Annotated in this window: 29 protein-coding genes; 19 read left to right on the top strand and 10 right to left on the bottom strand. The window is 48.9% G+C overall.

Annotated features, from left to right (window positions below; genetic code table 11):
* Positions 1–99 precede the first annotated feature (99 nt).
* From JRC49_02875 to JRC49_02885, 3 genes are all read left to right on the top strand, one after another.
* Positions 100–849, top strand: coding sequence for a hypothetical protein (locus JRC49_02875; protein ID QTE71791.1), 750 nt, complete (start codon positions 100–102; stop codon positions 847–849).
* A 179-nt stretch (positions 850–1,028) separates the two neighbouring features.
* On the top strand, positions 1,029–1,310 hold the full coding sequence (locus tag JRC49_02880; protein QTE71792.1) for a hypothetical protein: 282 nt from the start codon (positions 1,029–1,031) through the stop codon (positions 1,308–1,310).
* A gap of 29 nt (positions 1,311–1,339) precedes the next feature.
* The gene (locus JRC49_02885; protein QTE71793.1) at positions 1,340–2,056 is read left to right on the top strand and encodes a sulfite exporter TauE/SafE family protein; all 717 of its coding nucleotides are present in this window, start codon (positions 1,340–1,342) and stop codon (positions 2,054–2,056) included.
* A gap of 54 nt (positions 2,057–2,110) precedes the next feature.
* On the opposite strand, the gene JRC49_02890 is transcribed toward JRC49_02885, so the two are convergent.
* Positions 2,111–3,007 carry a helix-turn-helix transcriptional regulator gene (locus tag JRC49_02890; GenBank protein ID QTE71794.1) on the bottom strand — a complete coding sequence of 299 codons (897 nt, stop codon included), beginning with the start codon at positions 3,005–3,007 and terminating at the stop codon, positions 2,111–2,113.
* A gap of 170 nt (positions 3,008–3,177) precedes the next feature.
* Complete coding sequence (gene glgB / locus JRC49_02895; protein QTE71795.1) at positions 3,178–5,124, bottom strand: 1,4-alpha-glucan branching protein GlgB; 1,947 nt, start codon at positions 5,122–5,124, stop codon at positions 3,178–3,180.
* Positions 5,125–5,408: 284 nt separating this feature from the next.
* Between glgB and JRC49_02900 the strand changes: the two genes are divergently transcribed.
* From JRC49_02900 to JRC49_02965, 14 genes are all read left to right on the top strand, one after another.
* Entirely contained in the window at positions 5,409–6,473 is a 1,065-nt protein-coding gene (locus JRC49_02900) for a beta-lactamase family protein (protein QTE71796.1), read from the top strand.
* Between the two features lie 28 nt (positions 6,474–6,501).
* The gene (locus JRC49_02905) at positions 6,502–6,945 is read left to right on the top strand and encodes a GNAT family N-acetyltransferase (protein QTE71797.1); all 444 of its coding nucleotides are present in this window, start codon (positions 6,502–6,504) and stop codon (positions 6,943–6,945) included.
* Between the two features lie 46 nt (positions 6,946–6,991).
* Positions 6,992–7,789, top strand: coding sequence for a class I SAM-dependent methyltransferase (locus tag JRC49_02910; GenBank protein ID QTE71798.1), 798 nt, complete (start codon positions 6,992–6,994; stop codon positions 7,787–7,789).
* 105 nt (positions 7,790–7,894) lie between these two features.
* Complete coding sequence (locus JRC49_02915) at positions 7,895–8,380, top strand: AAA family ATPase (protein QTE71799.1); 486 nt, start codon at positions 7,895–7,897, stop codon at positions 8,378–8,380.
* Between the two features lie 49 nt (positions 8,381–8,429).
* Positions 8,430–8,894: an HIT family protein gene (locus tag JRC49_02920; protein QTE71800.1), complete on the top strand. Its 465-nt coding sequence runs from the start codon at positions 8,430–8,432 to the stop codon at positions 8,892–8,894.
* 45 nt (positions 8,895–8,939) lie between these two features.
* The gene (locus JRC49_02925; GenBank protein QTE71801.1) at positions 8,940–9,527 is read left to right on the top strand and encodes a GNAT family N-acetyltransferase; all 588 of its coding nucleotides are present in this window, start codon (positions 8,940–8,942) and stop codon (positions 9,525–9,527) included.
* A gap of 42 nt (positions 9,528–9,569) precedes the next feature.
* A complete protein-coding gene (locus JRC49_02930; GenBank protein ID QTE71802.1) occupies positions 9,570–10,376 on the top strand; it encodes an NAD(P)-binding domain-containing protein in 807 nt (268 codons plus the stop codon).
* A gap of 65 nt (positions 10,377–10,441) precedes the next feature.
* Positions 10,442–11,221 (top strand): sugar phosphate isomerase/epimerase, encoded by a 780-nt coding sequence (locus tag JRC49_02935; GenBank protein QTE71803.1) that lies wholly within the window; start codon positions 10,442–10,444, stop codon positions 11,219–11,221.
* A gap of 46 nt (positions 11,222–11,267) precedes the next feature.
* Positions 11,268–11,978 (top strand): hypothetical protein, encoded by a 711-nt coding sequence (locus tag JRC49_02940; GenBank protein ID QTE71804.1) that lies wholly within the window; start codon positions 11,268–11,270, stop codon positions 11,976–11,978.
* 143 nt (positions 11,979–12,121) lie between these two features.
* Positions 12,122–12,460 carry an ASCH domain-containing protein gene (locus JRC49_02945; GenBank protein ID QTE71805.1) on the top strand — a complete coding sequence of 113 codons (339 nt, stop codon included), beginning with the start codon at positions 12,122–12,124 and terminating at the stop codon, positions 12,458–12,460.
* Between the two features lie 95 nt (positions 12,461–12,555).
* Complete coding sequence (locus JRC49_02950; protein QTE71806.1) at positions 12,556–13,659, top strand: GNAT family N-acetyltransferase; 1,104 nt, start codon at positions 12,556–12,558, stop codon at positions 13,657–13,659.
* Between the two features lie 13 nt (positions 13,660–13,672).
* Positions 13,673–14,167, top strand: coding sequence for a nucleoside deaminase (locus JRC49_02955; protein ID QTE71807.1), 495 nt, complete (start codon positions 13,673–13,675; stop codon positions 14,165–14,167).
* Positions 14,168–14,191: 24 nt separating this feature from the next.
* A complete protein-coding gene (locus JRC49_02960; protein QTE71808.1) occupies positions 14,192–14,647 on the top strand; it encodes a GNAT family N-acetyltransferase in 456 nt (151 codons plus the stop codon).
* A gap of 49 nt (positions 14,648–14,696) precedes the next feature.
* Positions 14,697–15,437: an alpha/beta hydrolase gene (locus JRC49_02965; GenBank protein QTE71809.1), complete on the top strand. Its 741-nt coding sequence runs from the start codon at positions 14,697–14,699 to the stop codon at positions 15,435–15,437.
* A gap of 107 nt (positions 15,438–15,544) precedes the next feature.
* Here JRC49_02965 and JRC49_02970 read toward each other — a convergent pair whose 3' ends face one another.
* From JRC49_02970 to JRC49_03005, 8 genes are all read right to left on the bottom strand, one after another.
* Positions 15,545–16,645 carry a haloacid dehalogenase-like hydrolase gene (locus JRC49_02970; protein QTE71810.1) on the bottom strand — a complete coding sequence of 367 codons (1,101 nt, stop codon included), beginning with the start codon at positions 16,643–16,645 and terminating at the stop codon, positions 15,545–15,547.
* 17 nt (positions 16,646–16,662) lie between these two features.
* A complete protein-coding gene (locus JRC49_02975; GenBank protein QTE71811.1) occupies positions 16,663–17,301 on the bottom strand; it encodes a M15 family metallopeptidase in 639 nt (212 codons plus the stop codon).
* 11 nt (positions 17,302–17,312) lie between these two features.
* A complete protein-coding gene (locus JRC49_02980; GenBank protein ID QTE71812.1) occupies positions 17,313–17,726 on the bottom strand; it encodes a hypothetical protein in 414 nt (137 codons plus the stop codon).
* A 56-nt stretch (positions 17,727–17,782) separates the two neighbouring features.
* Positions 17,783–19,003 carry a DUF819 family protein gene (locus JRC49_02985; protein ID QTE71813.1) on the bottom strand — a complete coding sequence of 407 codons (1,221 nt, stop codon included), beginning with the start codon at positions 19,001–19,003 and terminating at the stop codon, positions 17,783–17,785.
* 47 nt (positions 19,004–19,050) lie between these two features.
* Positions 19,051–19,608, bottom strand: coding sequence for a transporter substrate-binding domain-containing protein (locus JRC49_02990; protein ID QTE72777.1), 558 nt, complete (start codon positions 19,606–19,608; stop codon positions 19,051–19,053).
* Between the two features lie 48 nt (positions 19,609–19,656).
* Positions 19,657–20,667 carry a YdcF family protein gene (locus JRC49_02995; protein ID QTE71814.1) on the bottom strand — a complete coding sequence of 337 codons (1,011 nt, stop codon included), beginning with the start codon at positions 20,665–20,667 and terminating at the stop codon, positions 19,657–19,659.
* 35 nt (positions 20,668–20,702) lie between these two features.
* The gene (locus JRC49_03000) at positions 20,703–21,494 is read right to left on the bottom strand and encodes a hypothetical protein (GenBank protein ID QTE71815.1); all 792 of its coding nucleotides are present in this window, start codon (positions 21,492–21,494) and stop codon (positions 20,703–20,705) included.
* Between the two features lie 93 nt (positions 21,495–21,587).
* Positions 21,588–24,059, bottom strand: a complete 2,472-nt coding sequence (locus tag JRC49_03005; GenBank protein QTE71816.1) for a bifunctional metallophosphatase/5'-nucleotidase — start codon at positions 24,057–24,059, stop codon at positions 21,588–21,590.
* Positions 24,060–24,473: 414 nt separating this feature from the next.
* Here JRC49_03005 and JRC49_03010 point away from each other — a divergent pair, with 414 nt between their 5' ends.
* Together JRC49_03010 and JRC49_03015 are read left to right on the top strand one after the other, a co-directional pair.
* Positions 24,474–25,082, top strand: a complete 609-nt coding sequence (locus tag JRC49_03010; GenBank protein ID QTE71817.1) for a GNAT family N-acetyltransferase — start codon at positions 24,474–24,476, stop codon at positions 25,080–25,082.
* A 23-nt stretch (positions 25,083–25,105) separates the two neighbouring features.
* Entirely contained in the window at positions 25,106–26,113 is a 1,008-nt protein-coding gene (locus JRC49_03015) for a beta-lactamase family protein (GenBank protein ID QTE71818.1), read from the top strand.
* The last annotated feature ends 7 nt before the right edge of the window (positions 26,114–26,120 follow it).

Consider the following 26,120-nt stretch of genomic DNA (forward strand, 5'->3'; position numbering starts at 1 on the left):
AAAATAGAAAAATCAAATTGTACTGCCGTCCCGTTTTTTGCTGCGTACAAATATATGTGTGCCGGACAGGCCGGCCACGCGACAAAGGAGGTTATCACCATGAAAAAACTGCTTGCACTGCTTCTGGTTCTCTGTCTCTCCCTCACCGTCGTATCAGTCCTGGCCGAGGAAGAATACGAGGAAGATGAGATTGGATATTATCCGGATGAATATCCGGAATCCCGGCCTTATATCAACACCTGGGTTGCCGAGGATGGCGACTGGCGCATTGAAGTTTACGGCGAAGACGGCGGCATTAAGCCCATGGTCATTCACCGGCTTGACGGTAAGGAAGACATCTGGGAATATGCCATGGCCCTCAATCAGGAAAAGACCGCCCTCACCGCGGTTCCCTTCGGCCTGCATTACCGGCAGGATATCAGCACCGGTGACTGGGACGAAATCTATTATGAAGACGGAGACGCGGTGTTGACCATCACCGAAGAAGGAACCCTTCTCTGGGAGGACCTGAAGGAAGACGCCGGCAAGGATCTGGAGTTCGAGCCCATCGGCAATTTCTACGGCGGCCGCTGGATGAAGGATGACATTGAAGTCATCTTCTATGACTGGTATGAAGGCGAGTATGATATCCGCTGCTACCAGTACGGAGAAAATGATGAGATCCTGGCAGATGCCATCCTGAAGGGTGATTATGATCCCGAAACAGACACCATCACCGCGGAAGGTTTCTTCGATCCGGATCAGCCTTTCACCGTCACATTCTCCTATGACGACAATTACAATGTAGTCTGGACTGAGGATGGCGAAAGCACCGTCATGGATTACAGTTACCGCACAGACAACGGCTGATCATACCGGCAAACTCACAGGCACTGGTTTCAGGCAAACCGGTGCCTTTTGTTTTACCAGCTTTCCTTCATTGTGCGACAATTCAACATTTTTATTGGTCTTTTATGCTTTCAAAAGCACTTTACTTGCAATTCTTTTTTTGCTATTGTTTGATAACAAATAGCATAAGGAGCAGCGCCATGAAACACTTTATCATCGCCAAGTTCAGGGAAAACATAGACTGGAAAGCTCTCGTTCCGGAAATCACCAGTCACTTTGAGGCTGCCCGGTCCATTGACGGTATTTCGGATGTGATCATCCACACCTCATGTTCAGACCGTTCCAACCGGTTTCATATCATGATCGAGCTTCAGATGACGCCTGCCGGTCTGGAGAATTTTGACAAGTCCGCCGTGCACAGCGAATGGAAAGCAAAGTACGGAGACATGCTGGAAGGCAAAACCATTTTTGATTGTGAATAACAAAATCAAGGCCGAAGGAGCACAAGAAAATGGTATTGTGGATTCTGGCAACGGTGGCTGCTTTTTTCATAAAAGGGGTATGCGGATTCGCCAACACCCTTGTTTTTACGTCAATCCTTGCCTTTGGCATAACAAACGTCAGTATTTCTCCGGTCGAATTGTTGCTGGGATATCCGTCAAATATCATTCTGACATGGAAGAACAGAGCCAGGCTGCGACCGGGAATCTGGATTCCCCTGTCCCTGTTGGTTCTTGCAGGCAGCTTTGTCGGCACGCTTTTACTGAAAAACGTCAATCCCGGCTATATTAAAATCATCTTCGGCGTTGTGGTCATATTGCTCGGAATTGAAATGCTCCTGCGGGAATCAGGCAGCGTCCGTTTTAAAGAATCAAAGGTTCTTCTCTCCGTCATAGGAATCATCTCAGGTGTTCTGTGCGGACTGTTCGGCGTAGGTGCGTTGCTGGCCGCCTATGTAGGAAGAACAACCGAAAGCAGCGATGAATTCAAAGCCAATATCTGCGCCATATTTATCCTCGAAAACACTTTCAGGATAATCCTCTATATCGTCCTGGGCATCATTACGCTGTCAGCCGTAAAACACGCCGTTATTCTGCTCCCGTTCATGGCAGCGGGGTTATATACCGGTATACGCTGCGGTAAAGTACTTCATGAGAAAACGGTAAAGCGTCTGGTGATTGCTTTTCTGATCCTGTCAGGCATTATAATGATCATAACAAATATCTGACGACGTCACACCATGTTTTAAGGCACCTGCAGCCGCAGGTGCCTTTGCTTTTGCTTACCTTTCCACCCATTCTTTGCAACGGTTCATGATCTGCAGTTTAAACCCGCACGGAGCATGCACATAGGTATCAGCGATTTCCAGCAGGCCAAAGAGCAGGCCGCCCATATTCATGTTCACTCCGTATGCCGTTTCCGCCTTGCCTTCGTCATTGACCACGGAAACGGACTGAATCGGATGATTCCCGTGCCCTTCTTCCAGGCTCATCAGGTATTCCAGCGATTTATCAATCTGATCCCCGCTTACACCAAGCGCCTTGATTAAGGTCTCCCGTCTCACATATTCACCGTATTTCAGACGGTACAGGTATCCGAGCAATTCCATATTGGTCTTGTCGGAAAGAAATCTGAAAAAGTTCCGGACGTCGTCTGACTGACGCAGCAGTCCGCCAAAGCCTTCCTTGTTCTCCGGCTCCTTCAGGTACAGATAAAAATCTTTGTTCCTGTTCGGCGACATGTAGGAGTAACCGTAGTTGTTGGCATATACGCTGGCCATCCTGGAATTCTCATCTGTGCCTTCCGGCCGTGGATAGTAATCGCTGGTCTCTATCCATGCGCTGATCTGGAACGCCCACATGATATCGTAAATCTTTTCGATATAGGCTTTGTTGGCAGCGTCCATATCCGCACCGGACTGACGATAGGATTCCCATAATGCATTCAGCGCACTGACAGCCTGCTGCTCAATGCCGGTCTCTTTTCCGGCGCGTCCATAAAGATAATCAATCGAAACATGGAAATAATCCGCAATCCGGGGAATCAGGTCACCTTCCGGGAAACTGCCGTTTTCCCACTTTGACACTGCCTGGGCACTGACGCCCAGGTTCTGGGCCAGCTCTTCCTGTGTTACCTTCGCTTCTTTCCGTAAGCTCTGTAATGCACTTGAAAATGGCATATGCTGTCCTCCCGCTTATTATTTCCGCCGCGCGCCGGTTGGTACAATGACAGCATAGCACTACTATCAGTTGATTGGAATAGCAAATATCAACTGTAATTTAATTATATGTGGAGTTTTGCCTTGTTTTTCAACTTGTAGTTGTTATTTGATGATATTCAGTGAATCTTTTATTTCTCTTTTTTCTGAACCCTGAAGAAAACCGCGGCCAGCGGCGGCAGGACGATCTCGCAGGAGAAGGGATGCTCTTCCTGGGGAATCTCTTCCGCGTGAAGCACGGTACCGTTATACAGGTTGCTGCCGCCAAACTCTTCCCTGTCAGAATTGAGGATTTCTGTCAGTTCACAGTCAAAGGGCAGTCCGATCCGGTATTTCAGATAGGGCTGGGGTGTAAAGTTCACCGCGCAGGCAATATAACCGTCTTCGCCGTCAGAACGCATCACAGCCGCCACGCTGCGCTCCTTGTCATTGACGTTCAGCCATTTGAAGCCGTCCCAGCTGTCATCAATCTTGTGCATGGCCGGTTCGCTGCTGTACAGGTGATTCAGTGCTTTCACGAATTCCTGCAGATCCGGGTGCTTTTCATAATCCAGCAGGAACCAGTCAAGCTGCTGGTTGTCTCTCCATTCCACAAACTGGCCGAACTCCCCGCCCATAAACAACAGCTTTTTGCCGGGGTGCACCATATAGTATCCGTACAGGGCGCGCAGGCCTGCAAACTTCTTCCACAGGTCGCCGGGGTGTTTATCAAGCATGGAACCCTTGCAGTGGACCACTTCATCATGGGAGAAGGGCAGCACATAGTTTTCACTGAAGGCATACATCATCGAGAATGTGATTTTATCGTGATGATACTGCCGGTAAATCGGATCAAGGGCAATATAAGACAGGATGTCGTTCATCCAGCCCATGTTCCATTTGAAGTTGAAGCCCAGGCCGCCGTCTTCCACAGGATGGGTAACCTTGGGATAGGCCGTGGATTCCTCTGCCACGGTGATTGCGCCGGGGCATTCCTTTTCCACGGCTTTGTTCAGGTTCTGCAGGAAGCGCACCGCGTCCAGGTTTTCATGCCCACCGTACTGGTTGGGTACCCACTGGCCGGATTCCTTGCCGAAGTCCAGGTACAGCATGCAGCTGACCGCGTCAAAGCGCAGGCCGTCAACATGGTATTCCTTGAGCCAGAAAAGCGCGTTGGATGTCAGGAAGCTGACCGCCTCACCCCGCGCATAGTCAAACAACAGCGTTCCCCACTGCGGCATTTCCGCCCGGCGGGAATCGGCGTGCTCGTAACAGGGTGTTCCGTCAAACAGGCGCAGTCCCGCTTCGTCCTTGGGGAAGTGAGCCGGAACCCAGTCCAGGATAACCGCGATGCCCGCCTGATGCAGTTTATCGATCAGGTACCGGAGCTGATCCGGCGTACCGTAACGGGAAGTCGCGGCATAATAGCCGATGACCTGATAACCCCAGGAACCGTCAAAGGGATGCTCCATCACCGGCATAAACTCCACATGCGTATAACCCATGTCCTGCAGATAAGGAACAAGCTGATCCGCAATCTCGGCATAATTCAGGATGCGTCCGCCTTCGCCCCGGCGCCAGGTGCCCAGGTGCATTTCATAGATGTTCATGGGCAGGCGGCAGGGTTCTTTTTCCTTCCGTGCTTCCATCCATGCACTGTCATTCCACTGATATTCCGCCAGGTTCCGCAGCTTGCTACCGTTGCTGGGCCGCAGCTCCATCTCAAAGCCGTAAGGATCGGCCCGCATATGCCATTCTCCGTTGGCGCAGAGGATAGCATATTTGTAGGTGCGAAGCAGCTCTGCCGCCTCAGGAGAACTGTATTTCTCCGGATCCCGGTTCGGATTAAACAGCCCGTCCGGCAGCCGCAGTTCCCATATGCCGTCATACTGCTTTTCCATGGGATAGGCTTCCCTGTCCCAGCCGCAGAACTCACCCACAAGGGAGACGCGCTGGGCATTCGGCGCCCAGACGGAGAAATGCCATTTCAATTCCCCGTTTTCTTCCACGGGATGAGCACCTAAAAAATCATATGCGTCCACACAGTTACCCATGTGAAAGCTTTCACGTCGCTGTCCGTCCGGCGGATTGTACCACATACAGCCAAGTCCCCCTCTTTTCATTTTTCCTGTAGGATGATTATATCACATTCGTATTTATCTGCGGTATACCTGGCCGCATTTTTTCCAAGATCGGTTCAGTTTTTCTGTGTGTTTATCATACCATCGGTATCATAAATACATATACCAATAATACCATTGGTGTCTTCAAATAAAGGCTGTACTGTCTTATAATAATATGGATTATTGTTTGCCGGAACTCTTTGAACAAATGGAGCAAAACCAACATGAGCAAATCAATGAAAGGCAGAAAGAAAAGAATTATGTTTATTGTGATAGGCATTGTGCTTTTCGCGGCGCTGGTGCTTGGCGGACTGATGATTTATGGGAAGATCCAGATGGGAAAGGTTCCCGGTCTGACCTTTGAGGATGCGCTGAACTACACCACCCAAGGCAAACCGGATGCCAGGATCACCGTCGGTATCATCCGGGACGGGCAGGCCTCTTTTACCGTTTATGGGGAGAATGCCCAGGTTCTTCCTCCTGAAAAGCATACATATGAGATTGGTTCCCTGACCAAGACCATGACGGCTGCCCTGGTCAGCAAGGCAGTCGGCGAAGGTCTGATCAGTCCGGATGCCGCCATCGATACATATCTGTCCCTGCCCGCCGGAAAGAACTATCCCACCGTTGCGGAGCTCCTGACCCACACCTCCGGTTATAACGGTTTTTATTTCGAAACCCCGATGATCGGCAACTTCTTTTCAGGAAAGAACAGTTTCTTTGGGATCAGCCGGGAAATGGTGCTGGCAAAATGCAAAAGCCTGGATATGAATAAGGACAGCTACAGCTTTACCTATTCCAACTATGGCTATGCCGTGCTGGGCCTGGTGCTTGAAGCAGTCTATGAAAAAGATTATACCGCTCTGCTGAATGGTTTTGTTCAGGAAGAACTCGGTATGACCGCGACTAAGATTTCTGAACATGACGGTGACCTGGACAATTACTGGGACTGGCAGGAGAACGACGGCTATCTCTCCGCCGGTGCTGTCACGTCCAATATTGAGGATATGCTGCATTATGCACAGCTGCAGCTGGAGGATAATCCCGTCTTCACTAGATGCCATCAGAGCCTGAAAACCATCAACGCCGCTTCGGAAAGCCATAAGATGATGGGAATCCGTTTGGATGAAATCGGGATGGCCTGGATCAAGGATCAGGAGAACGGATTCATCTGGCACAACGGCGGCACAGGGCATTACAACAGTTATCTCGGGTTCAATCCGGAAAACAGGACAGCGGTTGTCATCCTGTCGAACCTGGGACCGAATGACCGGATCCCTGCCACGGTGCTTGGCATCAAAAAGCTGCTGGAGCTGAAGCAGTGACTGCATACTGAGGGAGATTTGGATTGTTATGGATAAAGAGGAAATCACCTTCCGTGAAGAACGCATCTCGGCAGAGGAATACATTGAATTCCTGAAAAGGACAGACCTTGGTTCCCAGTATCCTAAGGAACGGTTTGCCGAACGGATTCCGAAGCTGGTCAAAAATGTTTCGATCAGTCTGGTCGCCCGGAATGCTGACGGGCTTGTTGTGGGTGTCCTTTTCGGGCTTACGGACTTCTGCTACTGGCTGTATATTACGGATCTTGGAGTAGACAGGGCCTATGAGCGCCGGGGCATCGCGACAAAGCTGATGAAAAAAGCTCATGAACTTGCCGGCGGTGAAAAGGATATCGCGGTATACCTGATCGCCAATGAAAATGCGGTCCCGTTTTATGAAAAGATCGGCATGAAGCGTGCCGATGATGTAATGCAATACAATCATATCGAGTGGACTGAATGGACCGTTGAGTAACCGCATATAGTGTTTACAAGCAAAAAAGACAACAAAGGATAAGAATATGGAAAAGTATATTGAAGGTAACAAAGCTGCCTGGGAAGAGGCTTTTGATAACAGGGACGCTTCCTGGGGCGCGGATATCACAGAACGCATACAGAATGAAGACTATCCCTTTTTCAATGAGGAAACAAAGAGCGTACTGAAACAGATCAACACGGAAGATGCGGTGATCGGCCAGTTCTGCTGCAACAACGGACGCGAGCTGCTGTCCCTGGTCAAATGCGGAAAAGCAAAAGAAGGCATCGGTTTTGACATTGCCGAAAACCAGGTGGCCTTTGCCAATGAAAAAGCGGAAGAGCTGAACCTCCCCTGCAAGTTTGTGGCGGCCAATATTTACGATATCGACGACCGGTATAAGAACACTTTTGACGTGGTGATTATCACCATCGGCGCCCTCTGCTGGTTTGACGATCTGAACCGTTTTTTTGCGGTGATCGCGAAATGCATGAAGCCGGGAGCTATCATCCTGATCAACGAGGAGCACCCCTTCCGGAATATGCTTGCTGCGGAAGGCGACGAACCGTATGATCCTGAGCACAGGGCGGAATGCCACTTCTCCTATTTCGAGCATGAATGGACCGGCAACGGCGGAATGTACTATATGACCCAGAAACACTACCAGTCAAAAACCTTTACCGACTACACCCATTCATTGTCGGAAATCATCTCCGGCATGTGCGGCAACGGGATCGTTGTGACCGGGCTGCAGGAGTTTGATCATGATATCGGCGGCGGATTTGTTGAGCTCGACCATCAGGGATTCCCGCTTTCCATGATCATTCAGGGCCGCAAAATCTGAACTGACAGCATGTCCGCTTCCCTGCTTTGTTTGACCGGGAGCATTTGCTCTGGTATGATCGTTTCAATTACTGAATGTACAAAGCGGCAAACAGGAGCATGAATCATGAAAGTCATTATTCTGAACGGCCCCATGGGCGTTGGAAAAACCACAGTCGGCAAGTATATCGCGGATCATCATCCGGGAACCGCCTTTATTGACGGAGACTGGTGCCTGGATATCCATCCTTTTGTCGGCAATCAGGAAACCAAGGCTATGGCTGTCGATAATATACTTCATATGATCGGCAACTATCAGAAGTGCTCTGTTTGCAATATGGTTGTGCTGGTATGGTTAATGGATGAACCTTGGGTGATTCAAAAAATCACCCAAGGTCTTTCTGCTATGCAGGCGGAAGTAAAGAACATGACACTCGTCTGCAGCCGGGAAAGCCTGATCAGGCGGTGGAAAGATGATCATAACTGTGAATGGCGGACGGATGAATGGCTGAATGTGAGCCTGAAGTCCCTGCCCGGTTTTGCATCCATGGACAACACCATCGACACCAGCGGCCTGCCTGTTGAACAGGTCGCGGAACTTGTCATGCAATAACATTTCAGGAACCAAATCTCAGCCAAAAAGAAATAAAGGGGATAGAAAAATGTGCGGTGTATGTGAACGGATTCAGATGACCAGGGACGGTACCAATCCTTATTTTGTAAAAGAACTGGAAACCGGTTACGTGGTAATTGGAGATTTTCAGCATTTTAAAGGATATACGTTGTTCATCTATAAAGAACATGTTGTTGAACTGTTCGATCTCGAACCGGCAGTCAGGGCAAAGCATTTGGAGGAAATGACTCTCGTCGCCCAGGCTGTCAGCAACGCCTTCGGCGCCGACAAAATGAATTATGAATGCCTTGGCAACGGTAAAGGAGGGGCTCATATCCACTGGCACCTGTTCCCCCGCAAAGCCGGAGACCTCGGCGAATACGGCAACAAGGGAAAAGGCCCGACCTGGTGGTATCCGAGGGAAAAAATGTATGCGGATGACGAAAGGCCCAGCAGTGAAGAGCTGGAAGAAATGAAGCAGCTGCTGCTCAAAGAACTGGATAAGCTGCTGTGATGATGCCACCCGTATTATAAAAACTGTTTCAGAGAGGATAGTCGAATGAAAACAATCGTGATAAAACCACTGACATCTGAACTGACTGCTGACTATCTGGATTTTTTCGACAACCGTGCATTTACAGATGATAATCCAAACGGTCCGTGCTATTGCACCTCTCCCAATCAGGACGAGGAAAGCATCAGCCGGATGGTCAGTGAGTTTAAAACATATGGCGTCAAAGAAACGCTGCGCAAATATGCCGTGGAGATGCTGAACCGGAATCAGATTCAGGGATACCTGGCTTATGACGGAGATCTGTCTGTCGGCTGGTGTAATGCGGCGGATATCGAAAGTTACGCCGGATTCGTTCCAGACTTTGCGAGAAAAAACACCTGCGGAAAAACAATCTCCATTGTCTGTTTCGAAATCGCACCCGAATACCGGGGAAAGGGCATAGCGTTAGCATTTATTGACAGGGTTTGCAGCGATGCAAAAACAAAGGGATACGCGGCTGTTGAAGGTTATGCTCAGCTTTCTGATGAACGGAATGACTTTGATTATCAGGGACCCGTCCGGCTATATCAGAAAGCAGGATTCGTTGAAGTCGCGAGAGAAAATGGCCAGGTTGTCATGCGGAAAACGCTGTGATTTGTTCCGACTACAAGCCAGGAAATTAAGGGAGATGCGAAAATGAACATTGGTATTATTGGTACTGGGCACCTGGGAAAAGCGCTCATCGCTGGTCTTGTAAGAAGCGGAGTAAAACAAAACAGAATCATATTGAATGCCAGAACCGCAGAAACAATGAATGTGATCAAGCGCATTTATCCATGTATCAATGTGACTTCGAGTAAGCAGGATCTGGTTACTGAATCAGATGTTATTGTCATTGTTGTCAGATCGCAGAACGCACTGGAAGTATTTGCCGAGATCAGAGAAATGAACATCTCGGATAAAACGATTGTCAGCTTTATGGCTGGCGTCAGCATAAACGATATGAGGGAAATGCTCCAGGATACAAGTAAGGAATATCGTCTGATAAGAATGATGCCTAACTTGGGAATATCACTCTGTAAAGGCGTTATCAGCGTTTGTTGCGAAAATGATTCAGCAGAAACAGAAGAAGCATTGAATCTTTTCCAGCCATTGGGATACCTGATCGTTCTGCCGGAGCAAAAGCTGGAGAGTATTACAATTTGCGCGGCCAGCGGCCTGGCTTTTGCGGCTTATCTGATGAAAGAATATAAGAATTCCTGTGACAGACTAATCAATGATGCTGCTGTCAGTGAAGAAATCACGACCCGTATTTTTGAAAATGTGATTGAAATCATCAGGAACGAAGATAAAACATTTGAAAGCCTTATTGAACAAATCAGCACCAAAGGCGGCACAACAGAAGCAGGAATCAGCAAACTTCAGAACAGCAATCTGAGTGAAATCATCAATCAATGTATTGATGCAGCTTATGATCGTGTAAGCGGATTAAAGACAGACTGATCAAAAAGAAGCATGATTGTTGCAGCTGAAATCAAATCATCAGACTGTGGGAAAGGTACTGTTCAATGATAGGCATTTATGATTGTTTCGGTTATGGAGCCGGGTATGATGTGCCCTTCAGTGAAAGATATAAACTGATCAAAGCCGCCGGGTTCGACTGTGTAATGCTGTGGTGGAGCGATCAGTTCGGACGCGGTGATGGGTATGAGAAAGACGCAGATCTGGCACGTGATGCCGGTCTGCTCATTGAAAACATGCATGCGCCTGTTCATGAACAGAACGATCTGTCATCAGACAATCTGCAGGGAGAACATCTGTTCAGCGATTATCTGAAATGTGTCGATGACTGCCATAAGCATCATATTCCGACAGTGGTGATCCACCTGCCTGATGACACATACCCGATCAACAGGCTCGGCAACGACAGACTGGACAGGATCATCGACCATGCCGGAGAATTGGACATTCAGATTGCGTTTGAAAATCTTCGCAATGTCCATAACCTGGTCGCCGTGCTTAACCGCGTAAAGTTTCCGCATATTGGTTACTGCTATGACAGTTGTCACCATATCAACTATGCTGCCGGTATAGACTTGCTGGCATTATATGGCGACCGGCTCAAGGCACTGCATCTTCAGGATAATGGAGGATCCCATAACCAGCATCGGTTACCTTTTGACGGTAACGTATACTGGCTTTCAGTTACGGAAAAGCTGAGGAAAACAGGATACACCGGTGCGATAACCCTGGAGCCGATGAACTGGGACTATACGCATCTGGGGATTTGGGATTTCCTGCAACTGGCCTGCGAAAGAGCCAAATGGCTGGAACAGCTTCTGTTGTGAATTTCATGATTCAAGTTCCCCATGAGCTTTTGTTTGGAGGCAGGGAGTGAAAAGAATAGCTGTTATAGGTGACTATAATCTAAATGAGGAAAGCCATTGCCTTATCATAGAGTCCATAAAGGATGCAGCGGCAGAAATCCAGGGCGAACTTGAAGCTCAATGGATAATGAGCGATACTTTGGATGTGTCTGTTGCTTATTTAAAACACTTTGACGGGTTTTGGTTTTCCCCGGGAAGTCCTTATAAGGATGTAAACAATGTTTTGTCGGCAATTCAATATGCAAGGGAGAATAAGGTGCCCGCATTGGGTACGTGTGCCGGTTTTCAGCATATGGTTATTGAGTTCGCACGTAATGTATTGGGTTTGCATCATGCAGACAGCGAAGAAAATGATCCGGAATGTACAGACACCGTGATTGAAAAACTGTCATGCACCTTAGTGAGGAAAAAGGAACAACTTGAGATACCTGATTCCAGTTCAATCCTCGCTCGAACAATAGACGGACAAAGATTCATCGGTGAATACCGCTGCAATTATGGGTTTAATGAAGCCTATCGCAATGCCTTTCAAAGCAGCAAAATGATTTCGTCTGTAGTTGAAACTGAAAATGGATATCTCAGGGGATTCGAATTAAAAGAACATCCGTTTTTTGTCGGAACGCTTTTTATTCCCCAATTGGATTTCAGGGGAAACGGACCTTACCGGATTATTAACTCATTCGTAAAGGCTGTTTTAGGCAGAAGCGCTTTCGTATGATACAATAGCATTCCCGGAACATGAATATGAATCATTCAAAACCGTCTGAACACACAAGGAAATCAGGTTGTTTGAAAAAGGTCTGTGTTGACAAGTATCACTTCAAAGTGAATAGAATGGGAAGAGATAAAATGACACACTATATGAACTTATGGGACGATTCTTTTCAGGCCATCAAAGAGGGCTGGAAAACAATTGAAATGCGCCTTAATGACGAAAAAAGATCAATGATTAAGGTGGATGATATCATTGAGTTCACAAATACATCAAATCAGGAAAAGCTGTCCTGTAAAGTGATAAACATCTATAAGTATTCAGATTTCTCCGAACTATATGAGAACCATGACAAACAATCCATTGGATACAGGGAAAATGAAAAAGCGGATCCAGACGATATGCTCCTCTATTACACAAAAGAGCAGATCGAAAAGTACGGTGTTGTGGGTATCGAATTGACTAAATTGAACAAAAGCACAGATTAATATCTTCGGAGGAAAACCATGTCCGATAATCATGAACAGTATATGAAAAGATGCTGTAGTAATGCAGAAATGTTTAGAATAATAGGAGTTTCTGTATGTTGGAAAAAATAGCATTCCCGGAACATGAATATGAGTCAGTTCAAAACTGGCTGAACAAACAGGGATATTGCTATACCACAAGGGTATTCAAAGAAGTTGGAAAATATAAAGTTGGAGAATCGTACCTGGCCCCCTGGGGTGATGTGCTCAGGATTGATGACGTTCAGATCTTCCGCAAAGTATTGGACCGTCCTTTCTACGATGAAATGAGTGACGCCGAAAAAGCTGAAATCCGCAAGTATTCTGAAGATATGGATTTGCCCTATGAATTTATCAGGTTTTCCAGAATCAAGATGAATTTACAGGACTGCTTTATGCTGGAGGACCTTTTCCCCAGGAGCTTTACCAATTACGAGGAACGGCCGTATGGAATCCTGTTTTACAACACACAAAATAAAGATTCCTATGATTCGAATCACGCGGTTATCTTCCGGGATAAAATCAGGAATCTGTCAGACACTTTAAAAGATATCCTTGCCTTCTATCAGGAAAAAGGACTGACTCCGATGATCTATCAGTCAGCACGCGATAACGGATATTTTACGGAAATAAAGGATGATCTGGCCAAGGAAGGGTTCGATTCTTGGATTGAGGAACAGAAGTTTATGGTTCTGATGGCGGAGAATCGCATAACGCCGAATGAAGGCCTTGTTGTCCGGAATGTCCAAAGCTGGGATCCATCTTTTGAACAGGTTTTTATTGAGGCTGAAGAACCATGGGAAACAGAAGTGTTGAGAAAATCCCTGGATGATCCAAATACAGTCTTGTGGGTGGCTTACCTTGAAGATAAACCGATAGGCGTTCTGTACTGTCTTACTGACAGCAAAGTATGCCGCGGAAACTATGTATTGGTTTCAAAGCAGCATCGCAATGTAGGTGCCGGAAAAACTTTAACTTATCACTATGTGGAGTGGTGTAAAGTAAGCGGTATCCGGAAAGCCTTTCATTGGCCGGACGGAGAACGTCCGGAAAAAATATATCTGGAAGCCGGTTTCCGTCACGTGGAAACGGTATATGCAGGCAGGGCTGTATACAACCCCCAAAGGATGACTCATATTCAGGAACGGATTGTTATCAGGGAGGAATACCATGTCCGATAATCATGAACAGTATATGAAAAGATGCTATGAACTGGCCGTCAGTTCAGGAAAAAAGGGACACGATACCTTTGGTGCCGTGCTTGTTTATGATGGAAAAATCCTGGAGGAGGCGGAAAATACTGCCGACTTTGCCAAACGGATCTTCGGACATGCGGAATTCAATCTGGTACACAAATGCGCCAATAAGTATTCCGATGATATTCTGGAAAAGTCTGTTTTATATACCAGCTGTGCACCGTGCGAGAGATGTCTGGGTGCTATAGCCTCCCTGGGCATTCATACTGTTGTGTGCGGTGTATCATATAAGGAGTTTTGCAAACTGCTGCCGTTTGATTATCAGGCCGTTGACCGTGAAGGACTTCTTAAGCAGCTTGGAATCCTGATGACGCTGAAGGAATCAGTACTTGAAGATGAAGGCATGCATGTATTTGAATGGTGGGGCGGCGAATACCATCCCTTAGAAGAATTAATCGCTGAAATGGATGAAGTCAAAAAGAACAACCGGTAGATCTGTAGTTTGAGAGGTATATTGATGGACATTGAATTCAGGAAAGCTGAAATAGCGGATGCAGAATTGCTGATAGATATCTATAACGCTGCGTTTTACAGCGATTATCTGAAATACGGCGAATGCCCTGCATATGGAAAAACCAAAGAGATGATGGAGCAGTCCATCATTGATTATCCAAAGCATCTGATCATTTTTGACGGCAAGCCGGTCGGCTCTGTTTCATGCAAAAAGATGGATGACGGAACCTATAAAGTCGGATGTTTGTGTGTCATTCCGGAGTTTCAGGGCAAAGGGATCGGAACAGCTGCCATGGAATTCGCAAAATCATATTATGAGGACTGGAAAAAATTCACCCTGGTCACCCCGGTGGATAAAAACGAAAACGTGAAGTTTTATACAGAAAAATGCGGTTTTGATATCCAGTCTGTTGAAATGGACGGGAATGTGAAAGTATATCGTTTTATTTTGGAAAGATAGATCCCGGTATGCTTCAAAATAGTAAAGATAACAGGAGACGAATAATCATATGCCTTACGCAAAACTCAACGATCTGAATCTGTACTATGAGGAATTTGGCAGGGGCGAAACAGTATTGTTTCTGCACAGCCATTTCAGCCGGGGATTGCTGGCTTTCTCCGGACAGATCATTCCCTTCTCCGGGAAATATCGGTGCTTATTCCCTGATTTCCGCGGTCACGGACGAACCCTGTGCGACGATCTTACCTGGAACAGTCGAATGGTTGCTGATGACATGGCCATGTTCCTGGACAAACTGGGAGTCCACCAGGCGCATATCATCGGGTATAGCTGCGGTGCCTATGTAGGCTGCCACATGGCAGCCAATTATCCACATAAAGTAAAGAGCCTGGTAACCATCGGAGGCGCGGCTCATCCCCGGCCGGAAGGGGCGACAGATTTCCTGCCGGAGAATCTGCTTAAGAACGGTCACACGGATTTCATCGAGGACATGAAAGTCAGGCATTATGAGGCGCACCGGGGCGACTGGCAGACGTATCTGAAAAACACCGTAGCTGACTGGCAGCAAAGTCCCCATCTGACGAATGCCGAGTGGCAGAGCATTACCTGTCCGGCATTTTTCATCAACGGGGAGAATGATCCCTTTGGCACCTGTGAGGAAATGCAGGAAAAAGTTCCTTCAGCAAAGATTTACAAGGTCCTCGGCGGCGGTCACCGGCCTCATTTTGTCGGTGAACAGATAGAGGATATTAACAGCAGGATTCTGGGCTTTCTATCTTCAGTGAATTGAAGCAGATAAAGCAACAAGGAGACAGAGCTTTTTTTCTCTGTCTCCTTGTTTATCTGTAAGTGAAGCGTCCTCCCTAATATACCCTGTTCCGCCATTTTCACCGGAAGTTATTCCCCCGTTGCGGCTGCAGGCTGTATGTTGTCTGCGAACTCTTCAAGCCAGTGGAAACTGCCTGTCTTAACCACATCATCCCCATAGATCGTCCTGAAATCGTCTTTCATGGAAATCACATGATAGCCGCTCTCTTCCCATTTTTGCTTCAGCGGCTGAACCTTCTCCGTGTTGCCGTAATCCCGTTCCTCGTCATCCGCAATCAGCATAAAGGCTGCGCTCTTATACCTGTTGTTGAAGATTGTATAGTTGTGCATGCTCACGTCGCCGCTGCTGTTACCGAAGGAAAGCACCGGCTGGCGTCCGATCTCCTTCACGATCGCCTTGACCTTGTTCATTTTCAGGTTCTTGATCATCAGCCGATCCGTCCGGACAATATTATCCTCGCTTGTGTATACGTACTTCAGCCCGTCCGCACCGTCTTCGTTTGTTGCCTCAATATCCACATCCATACCGATAATCTGCTCATACGGGATGTCCAGATTGCCTTCGATAAACGTCCGGCAAAGGAACCGGTCGCTTCCGCTGCAGACATAGACTTTGAACTCATTCTCCTGCAGGTATTCCACAACCTCGATCATGGGCAGGTAGAATGTATTCGCGTTGGTCATTCCTTCGAATCCGTCTGTTTCACGCACCAGCTGCCGCGTGACAAAATCCTGGAACTCCGTCAGTGTCATGCCGGCATAAGCCCGGGCCGCATGTTCGCCGTGAAGCACGTCCATACCGTCCGGGAATGATTTATCCAGCGCGTGATCCCGCAGCATCCGCCCGAATTCCAGCATCTCCTCATCCGGTTCATAAGTCGGATCGCAGAAGATCCTGCGTTCCAGCAGATAATATTCCAGATAAGTCGGATAAAGCTCTGCGCAGAGCGTACCGTCCATATCGAAAACAGCAATCCGGTCCACAGGCGGAATATAATTCGGAGACGCTTCATCCGTTACATCTTCCACGTATTCGATCAGCGTTTTCAGCGCCGGTGCGTCCGGATTCCATTCCGAAAACACAAAACCGTCTTCCTCGGCAAACGCCGGAACCGCAAGCAGCGTAACCACCATCACCAGGGTCAACACTACAGCCAGCAGTCTTTTCATTTTCTTTTCCTCCCTTGTCAGTGGTTGAATTCATTTCTGACCGAAAAAGTGAAATATGTATCCGGCCAGGGTTCGTTTTCCAGGGTAAAATGCCACCATTCTGTTTCCAGCGGACGGAAGCCGTGTTTCACCATGAGTGATTGCAGCAGCATGCGATTCGCATGCTGTACTTCACTGACGCCGGAATAATCCGGATGGCTCAGTTCGCCGAAAAAATCAAACGTGCCGCCCATATCCACATCCTGCTGCGTGGCCATGTCAAACAGCGTCAGATCCACGGTACTGCCCCGGCTGTGTCCGGAATGTTCCGCGATATATCCCTGCGGAATGATTTCCGTCTTTTCCAGGTCCGGATAGAAAAACACCTTCATCCGGATATCCTCCGGATCCTTTGCCCAGCGAACGAAGTGATCCACCGCCTTCTGCGGGCGGTAAGCGTCATAAATTTTGAGACGGAATCCCTGTTCCATCGCTTCCCTGCTGGCTTCTTTCAGTGCCTGCGCCGCTTCCCGGGTCAGAATGGCCGCCGGTTCTTCATATCCGTCGATCCGTTTCCCGATGAAATTGAAAGAAGAAAAATACCGGATATCCAGCAGTACGTCCGGGATCACTTCCCCGACGCTGACAAAGCCGTGTGTGTCATTCGAATACTTCATATGTTTTTTCCTTATTCCTCCGGCGACCAGCTGTCCTGTACGTCTTCCACAACGATGTTCTCGTCGACTTTCACCACAATCTGATACTCATCTTCATATACGATTTCGCCAGGGAAATTGGTATATACGACATAATACGGATGCTGGTATCTCTCCAGCAGCCAGAGCAGCGGCTGAATCATTTTCATCATCATTTCCGAGTTTTCCACTTTGAAATAGCAGATGACTTTCTCCTGGCGCTTGCATTGAGGCGGAAAAGGAAGCTCTTCCACAAACCATGAGTCTATCTCCTTGAAAAGACCCACGTCTTCCTCTTCCATCGTCCCGTTCGTCACCAGCTGATTCATCATGCTGAAAATGCCCTTACCCGTTCTGGTATTGGCCGCAAGTTCTTTTCCCTGAATCCTGCAGTACTTGAATTTCATCCTGTCCTCCTCCGGATCAGCATGCTCTGTCTTCCGGGATGATTATCCGTCTCTCCTTATGCGCCCAGCAGGGATCCGACCAAGATACCCAGCCAGGTACCGATCACATATCCGAATGTGCCCACCAGCATGCACGGGCCGATAAGTTTCGCCCAGCCCTGGGAAATGGCCATGCCCGCCGCGGTGGTCGGTCCGCCGATATTCGCGTTGGAAGCGAGGATGATATCCTCCAGGTCAAACTTCAGCAGCTTCCCGCCCAGGAAGCAGAAAGCCATATTGACCAGCACAATGATCATGCAGAACAGCAGCAGGATCGGAGCGTTCCGGATCAGCACGCCGATGGACGCCGGTACGCCGATTACAAAGAAGAACAGGTAGATCAGCCACGTGCCGAGTTCCTGCGCTCCATGCATCTCATCCGTCTGCTTATGGAAACAGGTGGCAAAGATCACGGAGAAGTTGGTGATCCAGACATACTGACTTCCGAAGAAGGTATTCAGCATCTGGGTAAACCAGTTATCCTTCGGGATCAGTCCGGCAAAGAAGTTGCCGATCAGCCTGGAAAGGAACACGATAACCGCAGCATAGGCCAGGTCGAAAGCGATATCCTTCAGGGACACATTTTTCTGGGTCCAGTACTGCTTGGCCAGCGTTTCAGTATCGCCTTTTCCCTTGGAGGCCACCTCATCAATATGGGGATGGTTGTAACGGCTCCTGAAGAAAGCGCTTCCGGCGATCCCCAGCAGCACCAGGAAATACAGCGCCATGTTCAGGTTGTCCGCCACCGTCGTAGCCGAGATCAGGCTGCTGTCCACATGGAAAGCGTCCGCGATGGCTGTGAAGTTCACCCCGCCGCCGATATAGGAACCGGTCATCATCGCAGCCGCACCGGGAAGGCCCTGTACAGCGCCGCCCAGCAGCAGCGTTGCGAGCACTGTCCCGACTACGGTACCGGCTGCGCCGATCAGGAAGATCAGCAGGAATCGTCCGGTCTCTTTCCAGATCTTCCGGATGTTTGTATGCAGAAGCAGCAGCGGAATCGCCAGCGGAACAGCATAGCCCCAGACGATATCGTCAAACACAGGCGCGCTGTCCGGGATCACATGCGTGTTCACCAATACCAGCGCAATCACCAGTGTGATGATCGCCCCGGATATCTTCGAAGCCCATTTATATTTCTGCTCCAGCCAGATGGCGACTGCCGTTGCTGCGAAAAGCACAGCGAGAAGCGCCCAGTGGTTGTCAGCGGCTATCAGGGTTTGGACTGTCTGTTCCACAATGAATTCCTCTGTTCTGTGTCATGCAGGATATCATCGAAAATGCTTTATGCGGCAGGCTGCTGTTCTTCCTCTGTCATGATATAGCGATAAATATATTGTTCGGCCAGTTCGTCCAGTCTGCCGGTTTTCTTTTCGTCATCCAGGAATTGATTTACATACTCCAGCAGGTCTTCGGCTCCTTTCGGCATCAGTATTCCCAGCTGTCCGTTTGTGAAAGGCTCATAGATCAGCGGCGCGGCAAGACGGCTGTCCTGCCCCACATAGTATTCGGCTTCCATGATCTCCGTGATCATGACGTCCGCTTCCCCGGATGCGACCAGCCCGGGGATCTCCTGATTGATATCGTGAATAATCAGTGTGGCATCCGGAAGGTTCTCCCGCGCAAATTTCTCGTTCAGTCCTCCCGGATTCTCCATGACACGAACCTCCGGCCGGTTGATAGCTTCCAGGGAAGTATACCTGTCCGCGTCTTCCGCACGGCAAAGGACAGTCTTGCCGTTCTGCAGGTATCCGTCGGACATCAGGGCCTGCTCTTTCCGCGCGTCAGTGACGGTGATGCCGCAGATTGCCAGGTCAAATTGACCCGTCTGTGTATCTTCCATCAGGGTTGGCCAGGATGTCGGGACATATTCGATCTCAACCCCCAGGGACTATGCCAGGTCCTCCGCCAGTTCTGTGTCAAAGCCCCAGTACGTGCCGGTTTCCGGCTCAAGGAATGACATGGGCTTGTAGTCCCCCGCTGTTCCGACCCTGAGCACGCCCGTCTCACAGATCCGGTCCAAAGTCGGCGTGTCTGAAACCGTATGAATGGCAGGCAGTTCATGAATATCATAGGTTTCATAATAGATCTCGAAGGCTGTTTCAACGTCACCGGAAAGCTCGATCAAAGCTCCTGCCTGGAACATCGTGGAAAGGGTGCCGGAAGGTGCATGCCAGGCCGCGTTGGAAACCACTGTCATGGTTTCTTTCCCTGCTTCTTCCGCCTGTAAGGTTGCCTCCGCGCCAAAGAGCAGGGTGCCGGTTGCAATATGATAATCACTGGAAATGATCGCCAGCTGTTTTACCTGCGGATACTGTTCCGTCAGGATCCGGTACGTATAGATCGCGTTCTGGGCGGTTGTCAGGGACTGGTCTTCCACAATCACCCGCTGCGGATCCACGCCGTTTTCAATCAGCCATTTCGCCATTTCCCCGGCTTCCGTCGCATCCGGATTCTCTGCCGCGGTTCCGCCGCCGGTGCAGACAACCAGGGAATTGGGATACTTTTCGGCGCTGGCTTTTGCAACGGTCAGCCGTTCAATCAGTTCATCCTTCATACTGCCGTCCGGATTCAGCTGAAAGCCGAGCACGATCATGCATAATTCATCGGTTTCCGGCAGCCCGTCCGGAAGGATGTTTTCATTGATTTCAGGATCTTCATTCACTGTTTTCCAGAGCTGCATGATCCTTCCCCACTTTGCTCCTGAAACAGGATCCGCAGCACAGAGTTCATCCAGCAGTTCTGCGGTCTTTTCTTCCGCTTCGCTGCCATATGTGCCGTAATAAACCGCCAGTTCTTCTATCATATCCTGGGCAGTCCGAGCCATTTCATGTCCCTCTTCTGCCACTGAAGTGGTAATCATCAGGATGATACTGATAATCATTGAAGCAAGCCGTTTCATCGTGCCCTCCCTGTTTATCGCCTTTAATCCGTCGGTCAGAAACTGCCGCCCAGGTTCTCAAAGGTGTCAATGACCACCACGCATTCAGGAAGCACCTGCTGCATGATCATCCGCATGATATTTTCAGGCACCGCCACGCAGCCGCCCGTATATGGCTTGGCAGGCCCAAAGCAATGCAGGAAGATGGCGGATCCGCGTCCGGGTGTCCCTTCCTCGTTGAAGCTGATATTGAGGCAGTACTGATACTGGTATTCGTAATCGACAATATGCTCACTGTCATCCATCACCAGATCCGGTACGTCCCGGATATCCACCATTTTGTTGTAATGCCTATCCGGATCACCCGACCAGTAGATATTGTCATCCACCTGGATATAGGGCAGTGCGCATCCGGGGTCAGCCGCAATCCCAAATGCTTTGTTGAAGTGATAAACACCGATGGGCGTTTGTCCGCAACCCTCCGCCCGATCCGCGTCAAAGCACATTCCGTTCCGGCCTACAAAGCCCGGTGTGGAGAGGATCTGCTTCCAGACGCCGTTTTCATCCTTCTGGTGCATGGTGATATAGGCTGTGGTTTTATCCATGCCCATGGCCGCCACAACAAACAGCTGGTCTGCATCCTGTGCAGCGGGCAGGTTAACCACCCACTCCGGCGAATCCGCCATATGCTGGATATTCACATGCAGGCCTTCCACCTGCTCAGACAGAGTGTCACCCGAATAAGTGATTACTTCTTCCGCGCCGGCCAGATTCATGCCAATGATCATCAGAAAAACCATCAGCAGCGTCATACCCTTTTTCATGGGCCTGTATTTCCAAATAGACATTCTGATCTGATCCTCCATTCCTTCTTTGGCGTTTGCATTATGTGTACCGTCCCGCATTATATTCACGTGCTGACAGCGGGCCGGCAAACTTTATCAAGCTGCGTCATCCAGTGCTTCTTCCAGGCGGAAACCCCGTGGCTCCGTATCTACGGAGATACGGCCGTCGTTTTCACTTGCCTCCTCGCGCAGCAGTTCAATGACCGTAAGATTGTCGATAGGCGCTTCCGACTCAGGTATAACCGGTGTCTTATCAAGGAAAACACTGCCGTCCAATGTGGCATTGTAGTTTGATGTACAGACGCGATAAAGCGTCTTCGTATCATTGAGATCCACTTCAGTACCATCGTTGAGTGTAATACTGATGATCTCGATTTCCGGATACTCTTCAGTACCATGATTGATATACTCATAGGTTAATCCGCTCACCTGATCGCCATAATCCGGGTTGATAAAACCCTTGAGCAGTTGCTGTGCGATTTCCGGCCCGGTAAGTTCGTAGATCAGCCAGGTATTGTTGAAAGGCACAAGAGAATACACATCGCCGACCGTCAGATTATGACGGTTTTGTCCTTCGGGAATCGTAATGCTTGCACGAATGCCTTTATAATTGAAGAAAGCTGCCACAGCGCCTTCGGATTCCGTTTTCCTCAGCATCAGGCCGGTAATCCAGTTTCCGCCGCTCGTTTCCCTTTCTCCTACAAAGCCTTTCTTTTCAATAGGCGTATCTATATATCCCAATACCTCGCTCATTTCATCGCTGATCTCCGCCCAGGCTGTGTAGGAGATTGCAAGAACCGTATCATCCAGCAGTTCTGCGTTCTCCGGAATATCGAAAAGAGCCTCTTTGTTCTGAGTGATTTCAGAATATACAGGTTCCTCGATGCGAACCGTACCATCCTGTCCGATTGCAACGGTTGCAGTAGCATAACCCTGGGCATTTGCGTCTGCCTGGATGTATGGCACGCCGCTGTCCGCAAATCCATAGATACCCCGATGCTTATGCCCGCCGGCCACCAGATCCACATCCTCAGGGCTCAGCGCTTCTGCCACAGGGATAGGATTGCAATGGCTCAGGACAATGGTGATATCCGGTTTCTCAGCCTCGTTGATCTCTTTTACCCGTCTCGCAAATGAATCCAGATCGCTTTCAATCCTGTAAGGAGCAATCTTGTCTGCCATAACAGACATGGCATAATCGGCAATATACCCGATGACAGCAATGCGCAAACCCGCTTTTTCAACGATCACATAGTCCCGTGTGAAATCGACGCGTTCATCCCTACCTGCGTAGTACAGGTTGGAGGCCAGGACCGGAATATCCGGATCGCCGCTGTAAACGCCAAGCTGATAAGCAGGCAGGGTTCCGTCCGGATCAGCGCAATACTGCGTTACGTTCCAGTCAAATTCATGATTGCCAAGCGCCACGGCGTCGTAGTCCATTGCGTCAAACGCGGCGCGCATGGCTGCGCCGTTCGTCAGGTTTGACGCCGGCATGCCCTGGTAAATATCGCCTCCATCCAGAAGAAGAACATCATCATATTCTCCGGATGCCCTGGCATTGTTCACGATTTGGGCTATATAGGCCAGGCGGTACTGGAAGGTGTTCTCGTCTCCGCTCGAAGTATCCAGCAGATAGCCGTGGATGTCACTGGTTTCAAACACACAAATGCGAGTTTCTGTCGGACGGCTGGCAGATTCGTCCCTTGCATCATCGGTTGCCTCCGTTCCGGACTCATCATTCAGCTCACTCATGGCAGCAAAAGCATCTGCAAACATCCTGATTTCTTCCGCCTGTTCCGGCATTGCTTCAATCAGTGCCTGGACTGCTTCCTCCGGATTTTCACTTGTCACTGCATTGGTGATCATATCCATAAATGATGTGTATTCACCCCATGGATCCTTTTTCTCGTCATAAATGCCATCCGCATGAAAGCACAGCTGCGCTGCGTCATGGGACAGGCCGGCAAAGCTTGCGCTTTTCACCGTCAGGTCACCGATATAGCCGTTGTCATTGTGCTCCATGTATTCAGTATAGGTTTCGTTCAGCAGCAGATCATATTCAAACAGGCCGCAGCTTACGGTATAGATGGCTGCGTCATCTTCACCCATGTTGGAGTAGCCGGATTCATAGCCCGCTTCTTCCACTTCCAACAGTGTTTTCCCCGCCAGTGTATCCAGTTCTTCCTGGGACTTTGGCTGTGCGGTGATTTCCTCCTCATAGGAAACAGGCAGGGTTTCGATATATGCGTTATATGCCTCAAATGCGGCCTCCAGCGTGTCGACGTCCACATATTCCATTGTGGCAGTATTCAGTTCTTTGGCTTTCTCATCCAGCTCAGCCACCAGGCGGATATAGGTATCATCCGGCTTCACGATCACAACGCAATACTCTTCGTCACTACCCCTGATACCGGTGTATTCCTCTGACGCCAGCGCCTCTCCGATGGTTGCCCATTCGCCCTTATATGTTTCCGCTGATCCAGGCGTGGAGTCGATTCCTTCTTCAGCGAAAACAGTACTGGTCAGAATAACCAGTGCCAGCATAACCAACAGCACTTTTTTCATTGTCGCCTGTCCTCCTCTGCTGTTTTACCAGTCATCAATCTCCTTTTGGGGTTTTACTGCTCCGTATATTTGGATAAAACAACGACAAATGTTTGCGTTTTCACAGATCAATAATGAATCTGAAAAAGATTATGAATTTTGACAGTTTTTCTTTTGAATATTATACCATTTGTATCAATCACTGTCCACATTTCACGTGATGCGTCAGATGGATCATCCTCTGCCTCCCTTTGATTTGTGTGGTTCTCTTACCTCTTCTGTATAGCTCCGTTTTTCGTACTATCGGTATTGTTAATTCATATACTATTAATACCATTGGTGTCTTCAATTAAAGTCTGCTCTCTTATATAATTGAAGCGTTTTCTATCGTGCATCGGCACATTACAGTGAGACGAAAATGGAAAGGAAAAAAGGATGCTGATTGAGACAGAAAGGCTGATCATCCGTCCGTTCTGGGAGGAAGACGCAGACGCTCTGTACAGGATCAAAACCGATCCCCAGGTAATGGAATTCTGCCCGGATTTTCTGGACGTAGGTGCGGAATGTGCGGATATGCCGAGATACATCCGCGCCTTTCAAAAGATTGAGGCTACCGGCGATACTGATACATGGCGCTGTTATGCCATTGAAAGCAGGGAAACCGGCGACGTTATGGGTGCCCTTACTTTCTGTAAGCAGAATATGCTCCATGAATACGATCTGGGCTGGATGATGATCGGCACGTATACCGGGAAAGGATATGCGTCTGAAGCAGCGGAGGCATTCGCTGAAGAATTCTGCCGGACACACGGGGTTGATTATCTGACTGTGGTTATGGATGTGGACAATCCGGCTTCCCGCAGAACTGCTGAAAAAAGCGGCTTCCGGCTCTTTGAAAAACGGACCGTCTACGATTATCACCTCAACCGGTACGCCGACGATTATTACTATTTCCGCAGATACTGGTCAGGCTGTACCCTGAGGAACCGGTATTACGGTGATTCTCCGTATTATGGACGTTCGACGTCAGGCAGTCGGAACTGACCTGGCTTTAAGGAGAAATCGAAGTGGATCAAAAGCTTTTTCACGGCGTTGATATAGGCAGCATATTGGGAATCCGAAAAATAAAAAGGTATGGTGCCAGCATTGCGGTCGCAAACGGCGATTCCATTGAAACCTTCTGTCTGGGCACCGGCCGCTTTGGAAAGAATTTTCCCGTAAATTCTGACATGCTGTTTCAGGCAGGTTCTGTCAGCAAACCCGTGTTTGCCGCAACGCTCCTGCGATATGTTGACAAAGGGATCATCGATCTTGACGCGGATATTTCGGGTGTGATTTCGGACTTCGTTGATTTTCCGCTTACCTTTAGCGCTCTGCTCTCTCATACGGCCGGCTTCAACGTTCACGGTTTTCCCGGATATCGTGCCAGGCACAGACTTCTCTCCTTGGAAGATGTGTTGAACGGCAGCGGAAACACGCCCAAGGTCTGCAGAACAATGCCCTATGGAGAACAGTACTCTTATTCCGGCGGCGGGATTACCCTTGCGGAACTTGCTTTTACGAGAATCACAGGGACGACGCTTCAGGATGCTTTTGCGCAGGAAGTCGCCGCGCCGCTGGGTTTGACGCGAAGCGGCTATTTCCAGCCGCTTGACGAAGGCATGATTGAAAACGCTGCATTCGGCGGTCAGTTGGGAATATGGGAAGACCACTCACATGGCTATCACTATTATCCGGAACATGCCGCAGCAGGCTTGTGGGCCACGCCGAACGAGTTGGTTAAAATCGGCATTGCCCTCTCCAGAAGTTTCAGGGAAGGAACTTTCCTCTCCAAAGAAACCGCAGTCCGCATGATGACCCCGGTCATGAATAATTATGGACTATGCGTGGAATGCAACACAGACTCTGCTCATCACATGGGAGTGAATGCCGGTTTTATTACGTTCCTGAAATTCTCTCTTACAGAAGATTACTGCGTGGCTGTTATGACCAACAAATTCGGGATAACGGGTACGAAAATGATTGGAAAAGTATCCGAGGCAGGAGAACAGCTTTTTATACACGCCAAAGGATAAACCCTGC

The organism is Clostridiales bacterium FE2011 (assembly GCA_017569305.1).
Lineage (GTDB): Bacteria > Bacillota > Clostridia > Christensenellales > Aristaeellaceae > Aristaeella.